We start from the raw sequence: 15,303 nt of genomic DNA, 5'->3' as shown, positions 1-15,303 counted from the left end.
TACCGTGGTCAGCGTCTAGCATCATGGGACCAGTGCACCGCGCGACTGCGACACAACCAGTTCCGGGCCTTTCCGGGCACGAACAGAAAGCTCGAGCATGCGGCCACACCACCGCCCGTACTACGTCGCCATCGTCGGCTCCGGGCCGTCGGGGTTCTTCGCAGCGGCCTCGCTGCTGAAGGCCGCCGACGCCTCCGAGCAGATCGACGTTGCCGTCGACATGCTGGAGATGTTGCCGACGCCGTGGGGACTGGTTCGCTCCGGTGTGGCCCCCGACCATCCGAAGATCAAGTCGATCAGCAAGACCTTCGAGAAGACGGCCGAAGACCCGCGCTTCCGCTTCTTCGGCAACATCCTGGTGGGCGAACACGTGCTGCCCGCCGAGCTCGCCGAACACTACGACGCGGTGGTGTACGCCGTCGGCGCCCAGTCCGACAAGCCGCTGAACATTCCCGGAGAGGACTTGCCGGGCAGCATCGCCGCCGTCGATTTCGTGGGCTGGTACAACGCCCATCCCAACTTCGAACATGCCACGCCCGATCTGTCGGGTGCCCGGGCCGTCGTGGTCGGCAACGGCAATGTCGCGATCGACGTAGCCCGCATCCTGGTCACCGACCCGGAGGTGCTGGCTCGCACCGATATCGCCGACCACGCGCTGGAGTCACTGCGCCCCTGCGGCGTTCGGGAAGTGGTGCTCGTCGGCCGGCGCGGGCCGCTGCAGGCGGCGTTCACCACACTTGAATTGCGGGAACTGGGCGAGCTGGAAGGGGTCGACGTGGTGGTCGATCCGGCCGAGTTGGCGGGCATCAGCGACGAGGACGCGGCAGCGGCCGGCAAGACGGCCAAGCAGAACATCAAGGTGCTGCGCGACTACGCCCAGCGCCCGCCGCGTGAAGGCCACCGTCGGATTGTGTTCCGGTTCATGACTTCCCCGATCGAGATCAAGGGCGACGGCAGGGTGAATCAGATCGTGCTCGGACGCAACGAACTGGTCGCCGACGACAGTGGGTGGGTTTCGGCCAGGGACACCGGCGAGCGTGAAGAGTTGCCGGCGCAGCTGGTGGTGCGCTCCGTCGGCTACCGCGGGGTGCCGACACCCGGGCTGCCGTTCGACGAGAAACGCGGGACCATTCCCAACACCGGTGGCCGGGTCGACGGCAGCCGCAACGAATATGTGGTGGGGTGGATCAAGCGCGGGCCGACCGGCGTGATCGGCACCAACAAGAAGGACTCACAAGACACCGTCGACACCTTGATCGCCGACTTGGCCGCGACGGCGGAGCTGGCGGAGTTCCCGGCCGACCATGCCGGGCAGCTGGCCGGCTGGCTGGCGTCGCGTCAGCCGGAATTGATCACGACCGCCCAGTGGCGCATCATCGACCACTTCGAGCGTACGGCCGGCCAACCCGATGGGCGTCCCCGTGTCAAGCTGCCGAATGTGGCTGAACTGCTTCGCGTCGGGCGCAGCTGATTACATCCGCTTACGCCAGCGGGGACAACCGGGTACATAAACGGGTAAACAACGCGCCGCAAATTCCGGCATATCCGCGGCATGTGCCCGAGCAGTTTATGGCTCGCCTATCCGTTCTAGAGTTAAGTTGCCCGCCGCCCCGGATTCTCCCGCCCACGCCGTATCACACCACGTCACACCATTACGCCTACTAGCTCCTTACCGATTGCCGAACCAGCCAAGTCCGTATGCCAATTGGTCGGCAACATCGGCACCAGCGCGCCATAGCCAGCCTCGCCACCTCGCACGGTGGCCAACCCACCGGCCTGCACACCAACTCCCTGCTGAACCGTGCCAGCAAAACCCAGTGAGCCAACACCATGGGCAGACACCGACACCAGCTGGGCAGGCGCCACCGTCGCCGAAGCGCCCCCGACCTGTTCCACGGCAGCTACTTGCGTCGCCGCTACCGGCGCTGCCACGGCCATCACCGGGGCCGCCACGTGAGCCAGTCCGACTAACGACGTACCCGCCGCACCAGCCAGCTCGGAACTAAGACCGCCGCCCAATCCAGCTAACAAGGGCGAGAAAGCAAACAAATTGCCAAACACCCAATCGAGTACGATCTTCACGACGCCAAAAAAGCCGTACCAGAAAAAATAAGTGAGCCATAAACAATTAATCGCAAAATCTATGAATATTGGAATGTTTTCGGCAAATACAATGATGACGCCGATGAGGTTCAGAGTTAACACATCTAATGCTAACCAGAGCAGCGCGAATCCCATTGGAATGATTTCGGATAACAATCCGGGGAGGATTTCGGCCATCAGGTGGCCGACATATTGAAGAAGCTGCGCGATTTCTTCCCACGGGAAGGGCGTCAGGGTAGCCGTTTGGGCGGCCGTGGCGGCGATGGTGCTGCCGGGTTTGACGATGACCGGCGCCGGGATGGTACGAGGCGCCGAGACCAGCGCGGCTGCAGTGACTGCCTCATAGACACCCATCGTGGTAGCCGCCTGGACCCACATGCGCACATAGTCGGCTTCGTTAACTGCGATAGGAATGGTGTTGATACCGAAAAAGTTCGTAGCCGCCAACACCGCATGGACGACATGGTTGGCGCTCAGCTCACCCAACGTCGGCATCGCCGCCACCGCCCCGACATAGGCAGATGCGGCGCTCTCATGAGCCACCGCCGTGGCCGCGCTATCGGCACTGGCCTGGGTCAGCCACGCAACATACGGCAGATAGGCCGCAGCGCACAGCTGCGCGCTCACACCCTGCCAGGCCCCAGACATTCCAGCCACCACCGTGGTCAGCTGCTCGGCCGCCGCGGCATATTGGGCGCTTAGCGACGACCATTCAGCCGCGGCCGCAGCCAGCGCGGCAGGCCCCGGGCCTGCGCTAAGCAACGCTGAGTGCACCTCCGGTGGGCACGCCATCCAGATCGGCGCGCTCATCCCAAACCACCGGCATACGTTAGTGCCGCTGCGACATCACCGACGGCATAGCTGGCCCCGGCCGCGCCGACGCTCACTCCAGAACGCGCCAACTCTTGCTGCGTCCCACTTGCGCTGAGCCCCAGCGCAGTTCCCAACGACAGCGGATCGGCCGCCGGCGCCACCACCGCTGCAGCCGCACCCGCCAAACCTTCGGGTACCACCCATAACGTCACGGTCAGGCCTCCTGTCCGATTTCAAAGAACTGGTTCATCCGTCAGCACCGAGCCGGTCTCTACATATGCATTACCGGTAATCCATTCGTATAGAATATAGTTTCATACGTCAAGCATTTGCCGTCTGCGCCCCCCTTGCCGGCCTCTTTGGCATCCGCCTGAAAGCCACCTTGGTAGCGGCCGCGACGGCGTTCGCGTCCAACGGGTTTCAACCATGCGGTCGAACGGCTCGTCGCGGTCAAACGCGCTGGCTGCGCCCATGCGCTGGGATGGCGGCGGTGCCTCCTGCTTCAGGGATCGACGAGCACGCCGGGGTTGAGGATTCCGGCCGGATCGAGCACGGACTTCGCCGCGTGCAGGGCCGCCGCGAACGGGTCGGGGCGCTGCCGGTCGTACCACCGACGGTGGTCGCGGCCGACGGCGTGGTGGTGGGTGATGGTGCCGCCGGCCGTACTGATCGCCTCTGACACGGCGGCTTTGATGTCGTCCCACTGGGCGTCGAGCGAGCCCCAGCGTCCGCCCGCGTAGACGCCGTAGTACGGGGCCGGGCCGTCGGGGTAGACATGGGTGAAGCGACACGTCACCACGCCGGTGCCGCAGACGCTTTCGATCGCGCTGCGGGCCGCGCCGGTCACCGCAGCGTGCAGCGCGTCGAATCCGGCCCAGGTACATGCGGTTTCGAACGTCTCGGCGATAACGCCGCGGCGGGCCAACGCATCTCGTTGGTAGGGCATCCGCAGGAACGCCGAACGCCAGTTTTGCGAGGCATCGTTTTCCGTTGTACCTGTGGTTGTTTCGCGGCCGCGCCGCGCGGTGACGCTGCCGCCGTGGTCGGCGGCGATCTGAACGGCCCGCCGCAGCCACGCGTCGACCGGGTGGTCTGCCGATTCGAAAGCCAGCACCAGCAGCCCGCCGCCGACCGTGGTACCGGCGTTCAGGAACGCCTCGGCGGGATCCAGTAGCCGGCAGTTCGCCGGGTAGAGCCCGGCCTGGGCGATCGTCCGGGTTGCCGCCACCGCGGCGGCCCAGTCGTCGAAAGCGACCGAAGCGGTGAGCTGCCAGCGCGGCCGGTCCTGCAACCGCATCCACGCCTCGGTGATGATGCCGAGCGTGCCCTCCGAACCAAGGAACAGCCGGTCCGGGGACGGGCCGGCGCCCGATCCCGGCAGCCGCCGCGATTCGCTGATGCCGGCGGCGGTGACGACGCGCATCGACTCGGTCAAGTCGTCGATGTGGGTGTACAGCGTGGCGAAGTGTCCGCCAGAGCGGGTGGCCAGCCAGCCGCCCAGGGTCGAGTAGCCGAAGGACTGCGGGAAATGGCGCAGCGTCAGATCGTGTGGGCGCAGCCGATTTTCGATCGACGGACCCAGCGCACCGGCCTGGATGCGCGCCGCGCGGCTGACCCGGTCGATGTCGAGCACGGCGTCCAGAGCGCCGAGATCCAGCGTGACCGCCGGCTCGTCGAAGCGCGGCTCCACTCCCCCGACCACCGAACTGCCGCCACCGTACGGGATGACGGCGATGCGCTCGCGCGTACACCAATCCAGCACATCGACCACATCCTGCTCCGTGCGCGGCCGCACGATCAGGTCGGGGACATGGTCGAGGCGGCCCTGCAGGTTGCGCGTGACATCGCGAAACGCCTTGCCGCGCGCATGTCCGGCGCGATCGATCGCGTCCGCCGAGCACAGTCCGGCCAACGACGTCGGCGCGGTGATCCGAGGGAGCGCCAGCCCGAGTGCGCCCGGGTCGGGCGGTTGATGGTCGGTCAGGTCATGGCCGGGCAGCAGCGTGGCGACGCGTGCCGCCAGTGCCTGCGCTTCGTCGCCTGACAGAGCCTCCTCGACGTCGCCCCAGCCCCACCAGGAACGCATGCGGAGTGGTCAGCGCTTGACGACGACGAGAGCTCCGCCGACGACCAGCAACACCAGCGCCGTCACGATCGCCCAGCCGGTGCCCGCCAGCCACCAGATGACGGCCAGCAATGCCAGCACCGGTGACAACGCGAACAGCACCATCCCGGGGTGCTGTTTGATCACTGCGAGCGCGCTGGTCGCCCGGACCCGATCGATTTCCTTGCCTGCCATGCGTTCAGCATGCCATGACCCCGGCCCGGCCAACCCCTTCTTCACCTTCCCCGTCTGCGTCGCGTAGGAGTTTTTCCGCGCGGTGGAACGTGTTGGTGCGGGGTTGGCCCGTTGAACCAGACGAGTCTAGGCGGGGTCGGGTGCCCCGGAGGGATCGCACCTCCGGGCTCCCTCAGAACCGGGCGTGACAGTCTCCCGTCACCGGCTCTTGCCATCTTGATCGACAGCGCATGGGTGGTCATAGCCAGTGAGTGAAGAGACCCGGGTAGCATGCGACGGCGCGTTTCCATGCTCGTAGCCCTTGCCGGATGCCACTGAATCGTTGTATTCCTGCGGATCCACCGCGCCAGGTAGGTATTGATGCGTTTGGGGAAGCTGATGAACGCTGTCGGGTAATAGGCCCTGCAGTAGTTCATCCAGCCCCGAACGACCGGGTTGATCCTCCGGGCGAGGTCGGCAAAGGTGACAGTGACACACCGATGCAATCGCCACCCGGCCCACCACGTGACGTCCCGTTCTTGTTTCGCGCTCCGCGTGCGCGAATCGTGTAGCCCAGGAACGTCAACGACGTATGCTCAGCAGAGCCACGCCGATTGGCGTCTTGGCAGTACACGATCCGGGTCTTGTCGGGATGCAACTGCAGCCCAACAGATTCCATCCTGTCTGCGATCGCTGCCCGCACCTGGCGAGCTTGCTGCTCGGTTGAACAATGCACGCCTGACACCGCCTAGCCAGGAATCGGGACATCCGCTAGGCCCTGCTCCCGCGACCCACCCACCGGGCCCGGTTTCGATGTCACTCTTAGATCTGACGACACGTCAACGGCGGTTCGAGGTCTTCCTGGTCCCCACCCGACAACTCGCGGGTGCCTTCTTCACATCGCTCACCACGACGGTCTTCAGCCAACCCAACATGTGGCGGTTTGAAGTCTCCGCCCGACCGGCGACTCCGAAGGCCGAACCTTCATCTCCTGCAGAGCATCGATTTCCAGAGTCTCACCTACCTACAGTGAGACCTACATTGAGACCTCCGTTCCTCGTTCGTGGCACACTCGGAGGGACCCATTCGGTGTCTCCCCGTGGCATTTTTGCGGGTGGCCCAGCCGGTATCGCCACAGCCGGACAGAGGAATTGGACGCACGACACGCTTGGCAGTTCCGTCATCTGCGTCTGGTCTGCGCGTCCTACCGGCTGTCACCGCGCCGCGCGCATCGCCGTCACGGCGTGAGCAAGACCTTTACCTGCTCACCGGACCGCGCCCCGGCAATCGCATAGCCCGTGACCGCTTCGGCCAACGGCATTCTGGCGGTGAAGATGCCGTCAACGTCGAACCGACCCGATGCCAGCAACGGAATCAATTCCGCCCAGGTGCGCTGCACCGGCGCAGTGGTCATCCGCAGTGTGATGCTGCGCAACAGGCAGGGCAGGACCGGCAGCGGAAACGGCTGCAGATCATGTAGTCCAACAACGGAGACGGTACCGACGGGCCGCACCGCGTTGATCGCGTCAATCAGCGATGCGTCCGTGCCGACGGCGTCGATCACCGAATCCGCGCCGCGACCGCCCGTCGCGGCGATGATGGCCTCGGCTGCCGGCGCCATGACCGGCGTCGCGCCCCACGCGGCCGCACGCTCCAACCGCCCCCCGACCCGGTCGACAGCGAAAACCGTTGCCGCGCCTTGGGCCAACGCGCTGCGCAACGCGCACAATCCGACGGCTCCCAGGCCTATCACCGCGACCGTGCCGCCGAATGGAATGTCGGCTCGCCGAGCCGCAGCCCACCCCGTAGCGAGGTTGTCGGTGAGGAGCAGGGCCTGCTCGGTGGATATTTGGTCGGGGATCTTGAGGAGTTGGAAGTCGGCGGCGGGCACGGCGAGCAGATCGGCTTGCGCGCCGCCGAGCACGCCGGAGCCGAAGATCTGCAGTCCGGCCGAGCAGGTGACCGGGTCGCGGGTGGCACAGCCCGGGCAGGCACCGCAGCCGGCCACCGAAGACACCATGACCTGTTCGCCAACCTGGACGGTGCGTACGTGCGGTCCGGCGTCGACGACGGTGCCGACCGCTTCATGGCCGAGGGCCACCGGCCCGGGCATCGGGATTTCGCCTTCGTAGAAGTGCAGATCGGATCCGCAAATACCCGCAGCGGTCACCGCGACGATCGCTCCGTCGGGTCCGGGCAAAGCCGGATCGGGACGAGTCTCGAGCCGAACGCTGCGTGGCCCGTCGATGACTACCGTTCGCACCCTGGTGTGCTCCCTTTCCTTGTTCCATAACGTATTACGTGTGCAGGATGTCGCTATCGCAGTTCACACCGGGATGGTGGGGTCGAGCTTGCTGGCGATCTCGACCACCTCGGCCACCAGCTCGGCTGCGGCTGTCAACTGGCCTTCGGAGTGTTCGCTGGTGATGAAGAACCGCAGCCGTTCCTGCCCCGGCGCAACCGCCGGAGCGGTCACTGGTCCGACGTAGACGCCGCGCTGCAGAAGCAGCGAAGAGGCGAATACGACTCTGGCCACACTGGGAATCAACACCGGGCAGATCGGCGTGTTCTGGGACATTCCGAGGTCAAGATCGCGGTCCCGCAGCGCCGAGGTGAACAGCTCTGTGTTCTGCCACAGCCGCCGAACCCGCTCGGGCTCGCTCTCCAGCACTTCCAGAGCGGTCAGCGCAGCGGCCGCGGCGGTCGGTGGAAACCCTACGGTGAGAAGCATTGCGGGAGCGGTGTTGAGTGCTTCGATTAGATTCGCGTTACCCGCAATGAACCCGCCGCAGCTGCCGAGCGCCTTCGACAGGCTGCCCATCCAGATATCCACGGCATCGCCCGGCAACCCGAAGTGCTCGCGCACGCCGTGCCCGTGGGCACCGAGCACACCGATCGAGTGTGCCTCGTCGACCATTACCCCACAATCGAATTCCCGTGCCACTGCTGCGATTTCGGGCAGCAGGCCGATGTCTCCGTCCATGCTGTAGAGGCCTTCGATGACAACGAGTACCCGGTAGAAGCGGTCCCGGGACGCTCGCAGGATGCCGCGGAGGGACTCCGGGTCGTTGTGGCGGAAGGTCATGACACGCGCGCCGGCCCACCGGGCACCGGCAACGACGCTGGCATGAATGAGCGAGTCGCAGATGGCGGCATCACCCTCGCCCAACAGGTATCCAAGGACTCCGGCATTGGTAAGGAATCCGCTGGTTGCGATGATGGCCGCCTCGACGTCATAGATTCGGGCCAGCCGCTGTTCGAGGCGCGGATAAAGCTCGATCTCGCCTGAGGTGATGCGGCTGTTCGACGCCGAGGCACCGAATTGGGCCACCGCGTCCTGAACGGCGCGAACCACTTTCGGGTGATGCGCCAGACCCAGATAGTTGTAGCCGGCGAAGTTGGTCAGCTCCTGGCCCTGCGCTTGCAGGACGGCGCTGTTATAGCCCTTGCGCTCGAGAAACAGCGGACTCGGCATTCCGGTCAGCTCCCAGATTGCGCGCCTGCGCGCGTTCAGTTCGCAGGCCGCGGCCACCAGGGGATGGTCGGCGAACTTGTGTCGTTGACCCCGCTGCGAGACGGGCGGTGCAACCGCGCGTCCAACGGCGGGCCGCACGTCACCCGAATCGCGCTGGGCGAGCAAGCGGCTGGCCATGTCGCGCATCGCGGCTTCGCCATGCTCGGCGTCAATCATTTCTTGGCTCCTGCCACGATCGTCTCGGCGAGCGCGGCGCCGGCCTTGCGCAGGTTGTAGCTGGGTCCCAGCATCAGTGTGTTCAGCGACACGCCGATCGTCTCGCCGGTGCGGGCGCTGAATTCGACAGCCATCAGGGAGTTCAGCCCGAGCTCCATGACGGGTATGTCGATGTCGATGGACTCGGTCGACACACCCATCACGGTGGCGAGCTGCTCGGCGAGCATGTAACCGACCACCGCGCCGCGCTCGGCTTCGTCGAGGGCAAGCAGGTTGGCGCGCAACCGGTCTTGGGCGGAATTCGACTCGGCGGCCGTGGAGATCACCGCTGAGGTGCGTAGCAGATGCCGGAAGTGGCCGAAAACCGTGTCCAGCTGAGCCCAATTGATGGAGATGATCGACGCCTGCCGGACGCCCAGCCGGAGCGCTTCTTCCAGATACAGTGGACCGTCGTCCATTTCGATGGGGTCTACGCCGCAGGCGATCATGTGCCGGGCCAGGATTTCGTCGGTGGCCATGCCGCCGCCCGTTCCAGACATGTGGCCCCAGCCGATGCAGATTGCGGGTTGACCTTGCCGCGCAATCGACTCGGTGAGCGCCTGAACGGCGAAGTTGGCCGCGGCGTAACTGAATTGCCCGAGCAGGCCCAACATCGCGCCGGATGAGGAATAGAACACGAATTGGTCGAGGCTGATTCCGGCGGAGCTGACAGCCGAGCACAGCGCGCGCCCGCCGTTGACCTTGACTTCGTATACCCGCTTGAGGTCGGTGAGGTCCATGTCGGCGATGCGCTGATCGGCGATGGCTCCGGCGGCATGGAAGATTGCGCGCAGCGGGTGGTCGCCGCCATCGCAGCGACGGACCAGGGCCGCCACCGCGGCGGCGTCCGTCATGTCGACCGACTCCTCGGTCACTTCGACTCCGGCGGTGCGCCACCGCGCAATCTGCTTTCGCGCCAATTCTGTTGCCGCACCGCTCCTGCTGGCCAGCACCAGATGCCGGGCGCCGCGTCTGACCAGCCACCGTCCGGTTGCCAGGCCGAAGCCTCCGTGGCCGCCGGTGATCAGATAGGCGGCTTGGGGATCGGTGATGACGTCGCGCCAACCGGGCTTCACCGGTGGCGGGTTGTCAACGAGACGAAGCGCTACGCGGCTGGTACGGCTGGAGCGGAACACTTCTTCGAGGGCCGGGCCGATGTCGGCTGCATCGAAAACCTTGACGGGCAACGGCTGGTAGATGCCGCCGGCGAACTTGTGGTAGATCTCAGCTTCCAACCTCAGGCAGGCGTCCGGGTCCCAGGCCATGAATCGATCCATGTCGATCTGGAAGTAGCTGAGGTTCTTGTCCAGCACCGCCATATCCAGGGTGCTATTTCCGTAGATGTCGGCTTTGCCGACTTCGACAATGCGGCCGAACTCGACAACGGCTTCGAAGTTGTGCCGCAAGATCTCCCCCGGCGCGCTGCTGATGATCACGTCCACACCGCGGCCGTGGGTAAGTTCCCGAACGTCGTCGACGAAATTCAGGGAGCGTGAGTCGATCATGTAGTCAGCGCCGCAGGCCAGCGCGAACGAACGCCGCTCGTTCGTGCTGGCCGTGCCGATCACCTCTGCCCCGCACAACTTTGCGATCTGGATGGCAGCCTGGCCGACACCCCCGGCCGCGCCGTGAATCAGCACTGTCTCACCCGGCTTCACACGGGCCAACTCCAGCAGGGCGTATTCGGCGGTGATGAAAGCGGTCATGCTGGTGCAGAATTCGGGGCGGAAGCGGCTGTCAGAGGACGAAGGCACTTTGATGCACAACGCCGCATCGGCGATCTGGTAGCGAACGAGCATGCCCTGGGTCGCGGTGGTGACCACGTCACCGATGTGAAAGCCATCCACCCCCGGGCCGATTCGGGTAACTATTCCGACGCCCTCCATACCCAGCTCGGTGCCGAAATGGGTTGCCTCGAGCTCCTTGTTGCCGAGCAGCCCGACTACTTTGATGGCGTCCTTGTAGTTCAGGCCGACGACCTGCATGCGCAGCTCGACTTCGCCGGCTCCCGGTTCCCTTCGGAGGCAACGGCGCCAGCCAAGATCCGAGAGGATTCGCGACTTGGGGATGTCGATGGTGAAGTTGGCTTCCGGGTCGGTGAGCTGGTGTGCCTGGGCCATCGTTTCCAGGCGCTGCGGCAGCGTCCTCCCGACGACAAGTGCCCACCGGGAACCGTTGCGCAGGATGACTTCGTCGGTGTGATCAGGGGAGAACGCACCCGGAACCGCCAGCTCCGAGAAGAGCTGGGAGAGTTCGGTATCGGGCCCCACGTCGATCAGCCGCCACCGCAACCGCGGCTGCTCGGCGACCAGGGAGCGCCGGGCCCCGGCCAGCCCGGCGTGGCTCACGTCGGGTGCGCCAACGTCGCTTGGGTGGGCAAAGGCCTGTTCGGTGATGATGCTGACGCAAAACGAATCATCGCCGAGCGCCTCGAGTTCTTCGGGTTGGTCGCCCCTCGTCTCCCGGACGAACCGTTCGGTGGTGACGGCGATCTGCTTCAACAGCCATAGTGCGGCGCTGTCGTCGGCGCAACGTCCGGCAACGGTACACACATGCAGCCGTGCGAACTTCTCCGACGCCTCGCGAAGCATGCGCGTGAGCTCGGCGTCGAGGTCGGCCGCGTTGGTGCAGTGATACAAGGTGGTGTGTGGCAGAGCGTCGGAAAGTTGTTGGGCACGTGGCTCGAGACGATCACCCAACATCAGCACCAAGGTCGCCGTCTGCTCGGCCGATGGCAGCGCCGTGACGTCCAGATCGTCGCACAGCTCCCATACCTCTTCGTAGAACAGTGGATCGAGACGGTCGATCGGCTCCTGCCCGGGTGTGATGGAACCGAATCGCACGCCCGAAAGCTGCACGCAGACCAGGTGTCGCGGGTCGAGTATCACGATGTCGGCGCGCAGCGGATCCGTGGGGTGCACGGTGGTGAGCACCTCGACCCGTTCGGGCAGGGGTGCGAACACGCGCACCGCGTCGACCCCGATGGGGACGATGGTTCCCAGCGCACGGCCAACGGACTGTTCGATCAGCGGCGAGATCGTATGCAGCGCGGCGTCGATGACGCCAGGATGCACGAAATGCCTTGTGTCATCGAGTGATCGTGCGTCCACGCTGGCCACCGCCTGTCTGGGGTTCGCCCGTAGCGATGTGACCCGCCGGAAGCCGGGACCGTAGGTCATGCCGTTGCTGGCCAGGGCCGCATACAAGTCGGCGGGGTCTATCTCGGCCATGCCGCTGGCGTCGGGGACGTGATGTTTGGTGGGTAAACACTTTGCGTCAACTAGCCGGCCGGTCGCGTGGGTTGTCCATGTCCTGCCGGTGGCACTGCGCGATCGGATGGTGAAGCGGCGACTTGCCGCATCGAACTCGGTGCGCACTATGGCGCCGTCGGCGGGATTGAAAAACAGCGGCGCGGCAAAACGGATGTCTTCGGCTATGGCCGAAGTGAGCCCGCTGCGTTCGGCTGCCACGCTCAACGCGGCATCCACGTACGCCATGCCAGGGAGCAGACACGCGTCGTCGACCACATGATCGGCGAGCCAAGGGAGCGCCTGCCCGCTGACGTGGAGTTCCCACGCGGACGGGTGGTCCAGGTCGGGGTCACCCAGCATCGAGTAGCTGTCGCGGGTCCCGTACTTCATCTGCACGAATTCGGGTAGTTCGTCGCGCAGTCGCTGGCGCTGCCAGGGATAGCGGGGAAGCTCGAAATACGGAGTGACCCTGGTGCACAGATCACTGGCGTCAAGCGCACCGGCGGTGTACAAATCGGCGATCGTCGTGCGGATACTCTCGGCATCGGGTTGGCTGCGGTGCAGGGTGGGAATTGCCGCTCCCGGTTCATGGCTTTTCAGCAGCAGCTCGCGGATGTTGGCCGAGAGTGCCGGGTGCGGGCCTATTTCCAAGAAGGCGCGGTGACCCGCGCTCAGGAGCGCCTTGATGGCGTCGGCGAAGCGCACCGGCTGCCGCACGTTGGCGCACCAGTAATCGGCGTCCAGGGCACCCGTCACCGCGTCGGCGGTAACCGTGGAATAGAGCGGGACCTTAGGCTGTTGCGGCGCGAGAGCGGCTAGCTCGGAGCGCAATTCGCCGAGTATCGGATCCATCCGGTGACTGTGGTAGGGCACTTCCACGCGCAGCAGGCGATTGAAAACGCCTTGGTCGGTGAGGGTTTGAGCCAAAGTTTCCAATTCGCTCACGACGCCGGCTACCGTCACCGCCGACGGACCGTTGATAGCCGCGACATCGATGCGCATGTCGTCTCCGAGCAGCGGTTCCAGCTCGCTGAAGGGCAACCCGACGGCGAGCATGCCGCCGGTTCCGGCCGTAGTCGCCTGCAGTCGCGCCCGATGGTAGGTGACCAGCAGCGCATCCTGCAGTGACAGCGCCCCCGCCAGGTAGGCAGCCGGCACTTCGCCCATGCTATGCCCGACGAAAGCGCTTGGCGCGATCCCGAACTGAGCCAGCTCGCGGGTAAGCGCCACTTGGAGAAGGAAAGTAGCGGGCTGCGCGATAGCCGTCGACGTAACTCGGGAATCCTCCTGCGAGCGCAACAGCTCGGCCACGATGGACCAGTCGGCAATTTCCTGGAATGCGGCGTCGATCCGGGCGGCTTCGGCGGCGAAAACGCCTCCGGCGTTGAGCAGGTCGCGGCCCATCGCCCACCATTGCGTTCCCATCCCGGAGAACACCAAGACCAAGCCCGCGGAATTGTCCACCACCGAACCAACCGGGGCGGTGCCAGATGAGATCTGCTGCAGGCGCTCGGTGAGGTCCGTCGAATCGGTGAACGCCACCCCGGCTCGATAGCGGTGGTGCGCACGGCGACTCCAGGCCGCCTCGACCAACTCGCCGAGGCCGGTACCGGCTTTCACCAGATCGGCGTATGTGCCCGCCAGTTCCCGCGTCGCGGCCTCGCTGCGGGCCGACAGCGGAAATACCCCGGCAGTGCGGCAAGTCGAGGGAGCCGCGGGCGTCGTCGGCGCCACGGGTGCCACTGGTTCGGCGAGGATCGCGTGCGCGTTGGTGCCGCCGTAACCGAAACCGTTGATGGCCACGGACATCCGATCGACGGCGGCGTCAACAGCCTCCGGTTCGAGCTGGATCGACAACCGCAGGTCGTCGAAGGCAATGTCGGGACTGGGATCGTCAAACCAGCCTTGCGGCGGCAGGGTCCGGTGATAGATCGCCAAAGCGCCCTTGATCACGCTCGCGATGCCCGAAGCCGCTTCGGTGTGTCCCAGCGTCGCTTTCAATGAGCCAACCGAAAGCGACTTGGTGCGGCCCTCAACACATCCATACGCGCGACCGAGCGCACCCAGCTCGATCGGATCACCGACCGGAGTTCCGGTGCCGTGCGCCTCGACATAGGTCACCTGGTGCGCGGCGATGCCGGAACGTGCGCACACCGAACGCGCCAGCGCCTCCTGCGCGTTGCCATTTGGGACGGTGATGGCGCTGGTACGGCCATCCTGGTTGGTCCCGGTTGCCTCCACGACCGCGTAGATGCGATCTCCGTCGCGCAGGGCGTCCTCGAGCCTGCGCAGCACCACCATCCCGGCCCCCTCCCCGCGGCCATAGCCGTCGGCGCGGGCGGAAAACGGCTTGCTGCGCCCGTCTGCCGCCAGGAAGCCGCCCTTGCACATCGACACGAATGTCTCCGGCTGCAACATGAGGTTGACGCCACCCGCCAGAGCCATATCGCAGTCACCGTTGGCGATGCCTTGGCAGGCCAGATGGAAGGCGACCAGCGACGAAGAACATGCCGTATCGACGGTCAGGGCGGGCCCCATCAGGTTCAGCGCATAGGCCAGCCGGTTGGACAGCATCGTGAACGAGGCCGCCGTCGACGTGTTCATGTCGATGTGGGCCACCGCCGATGCCGCCATGGTGGTGACCGAGAAGTCGACATTGAAGGCGCCGACATAGACGCCTACCGCGCTGCCCGAGAGCCGACCGGCCACACCGGCATCGTCGGCCGCCTCCCAGGCGACCTCCATGATCAGGCGCTGCTGGGGATCCATGCTCGTGGCCTCGCGCGGCGATATACCGAAAAACTCCGGGTCGAACTGCCACGGATCGCAGTGCAGAAAAGCGCCCCGCTTGGTGTACATCTTTCCGGCAGCGCCCTTGTCCGGGTCGTAGAAGCGCCGGTAGTCCCAGCGATCGGCGGGTATGTCGCCAATGGCGCCGTCGTTCTTGTTGACCACAAAGTCCCAGAAAGACTGCGGAGAGTCGATACCACCGGCATACCGGCATCCGATTCCGACGATCGCAATTGGGCTCACCGCGTAACTCCTATGCTGAAAAGGTGACGAAATTCCGATAAGGCGATACATCTTCGCCAGGTGGCGCATCGCCGGTAAAATGGTTAAGCAAACCG

The 15,303-nt window shown here is 65.3% G+C and carries 9 protein-coding genes; 1 reads left to right on the top strand and 8 read right to left on the bottom strand.

Annotation, left to right across the window (positions count from 1 at the left end; all coding sequences use genetic code 11):
* The first annotated feature begins 97 nt into the window (after positions 1–97).
* Positions 98–1,471 (top strand): FAD-dependent oxidoreductase, encoded by a 1,374-nt coding sequence (locus EET13_RS07680; protein ID WP_122441716.1) that lies wholly within the window; start codon positions 98–100, stop codon positions 1,469–1,471.
* A gap of 173 nt (positions 1,472–1,644) precedes the next feature.
* On the opposite strand, the gene EET13_RS07675 is transcribed toward EET13_RS07680, so the two are convergent.
* The 8 genes from EET13_RS07675 to EET13_RS07640 all read right to left on the bottom strand — a co-directional run bounded on the left by EET13_RS07675 (position 1,645) and on the right by EET13_RS07640 (position 15,208).
* The gene (locus EET13_RS07675) at positions 1,645–2,913 is read right to left on the bottom strand and encodes a PPE family protein (protein ID WP_122441715.1); all 1,269 of its coding nucleotides are present in this window, start codon (positions 2,911–2,913) and stop codon (positions 1,645–1,647) included.
* A complete protein-coding gene (locus tag EET13_RS07670; RefSeq protein WP_122441714.1) occupies positions 2,910–3,128 on the bottom strand; it encodes a hypothetical protein in 219 nt (72 codons plus the stop codon). The genes EET13_RS07675 and EET13_RS07670 overlap by 4 nt, the downstream gene beginning before the upstream one ends.
* A gap of 290 nt (positions 3,129–3,418) precedes the next feature.
* Positions 3,419–5,002: an FAD-binding oxidoreductase gene (locus EET13_RS07665; protein ID WP_122441713.1), complete on the bottom strand. Its 1,584-nt coding sequence runs from the start codon at positions 5,000–5,002 to the stop codon at positions 3,419–3,421.
* A gap of 9 nt (positions 5,003–5,011) precedes the next feature.
* On the bottom strand, positions 5,012–5,215 hold the full coding sequence (locus EET13_RS30245; RefSeq protein WP_023371965.1) for a hypothetical protein: 204 nt from the start codon (positions 5,213–5,215) through the stop codon (positions 5,012–5,014).
* Between the two features lie 41 nt (positions 5,216–5,256).
* Positions 5,257–5,700, bottom strand: a complete 444-nt coding sequence (locus EET13_RS32720; RefSeq protein ID WP_211189034.1) for a group II intron maturase-specific domain-containing protein — start codon at positions 5,698–5,700, stop codon at positions 5,257–5,259.
* A gap of 731 nt (positions 5,701–6,431) precedes the next feature.
* Positions 6,432–7,457 (bottom strand): zinc-binding dehydrogenase, encoded by a 1,026-nt coding sequence (locus EET13_RS07650; protein ID WP_122441711.1) that lies wholly within the window; start codon positions 7,455–7,457, stop codon positions 6,432–6,434.
* A gap of 63 nt (positions 7,458–7,520) precedes the next feature.
* Complete coding sequence (locus EET13_RS07645; protein ID WP_122441710.1) at positions 7,521–8,885, bottom strand: aminotransferase class I/II-fold pyridoxal phosphate-dependent enzyme; 1,365 nt, start codon at positions 8,883–8,885, stop codon at positions 7,521–7,523.
* On the bottom strand, positions 8,882–15,208 hold the full coding sequence (locus EET13_RS07640; protein ID WP_122441709.1) for a type I polyketide synthase: 6,327 nt from the start codon (positions 15,206–15,208) through the stop codon (positions 8,882–8,884). Before EET13_RS07640 ends, EET13_RS07645 begins: the two co-directional genes overlap by 4 nt.
* Positions 15,209–15,303: the final 95 nt, after the last annotated feature.

Origin of the sequence: Mycobacterium attenuatum (genome assembly GCF_900566085.1) — a bacterium.
In the GTDB taxonomy this organism is placed as follows: domain Bacteria; phylum Actinomycetota; class Actinomycetes; order Mycobacteriales; family Mycobacteriaceae; genus Mycobacterium; species Mycobacterium attenuatum.
Note: the sequence above shows the minus strand (reverse complement) of the source record. Positions and strands in the feature narration are given on the sequence as shown.

What these genes read in the sequence shown, in the direction of transcription:
- EET13_RS07645 (WP_122441710.1), bottom strand. Translation starts at nt 8,885, where the DNA reads ATGATTGACGCCGAGCATGGCGAAGCCGCGATGCGCGACATGGCCAGC.
- EET13_RS07680 (WP_122441716.1), top strand. Translation starts at nt 98, where the DNA reads ATGCGGCCACACCACCGCCCGTACTACGTCGCCATCGTCGGCTCCGGG.
- EET13_RS07665 (WP_122441713.1), bottom strand. Translation starts at nt 5,002, where the DNA reads ATGCGTTCCTGGTGGGGCTGGGGCGACGTCGAGGAGGCTCTGTCAGGC.
- EET13_RS30245 (WP_023371965.1), bottom strand. Translation starts at nt 5,215, where the DNA reads ATGGCAGGCAAGGAAATCGATCGGGTCCGGGCGACCAGCGCGCTCGCA.
- EET13_RS07675 (WP_122441715.1), bottom strand. Translation starts at nt 2,913, where the DNA reads ATGAGCGCGCCGATCTGGATGGCGTGCCCACCGGAGGTGCACTCAGCG.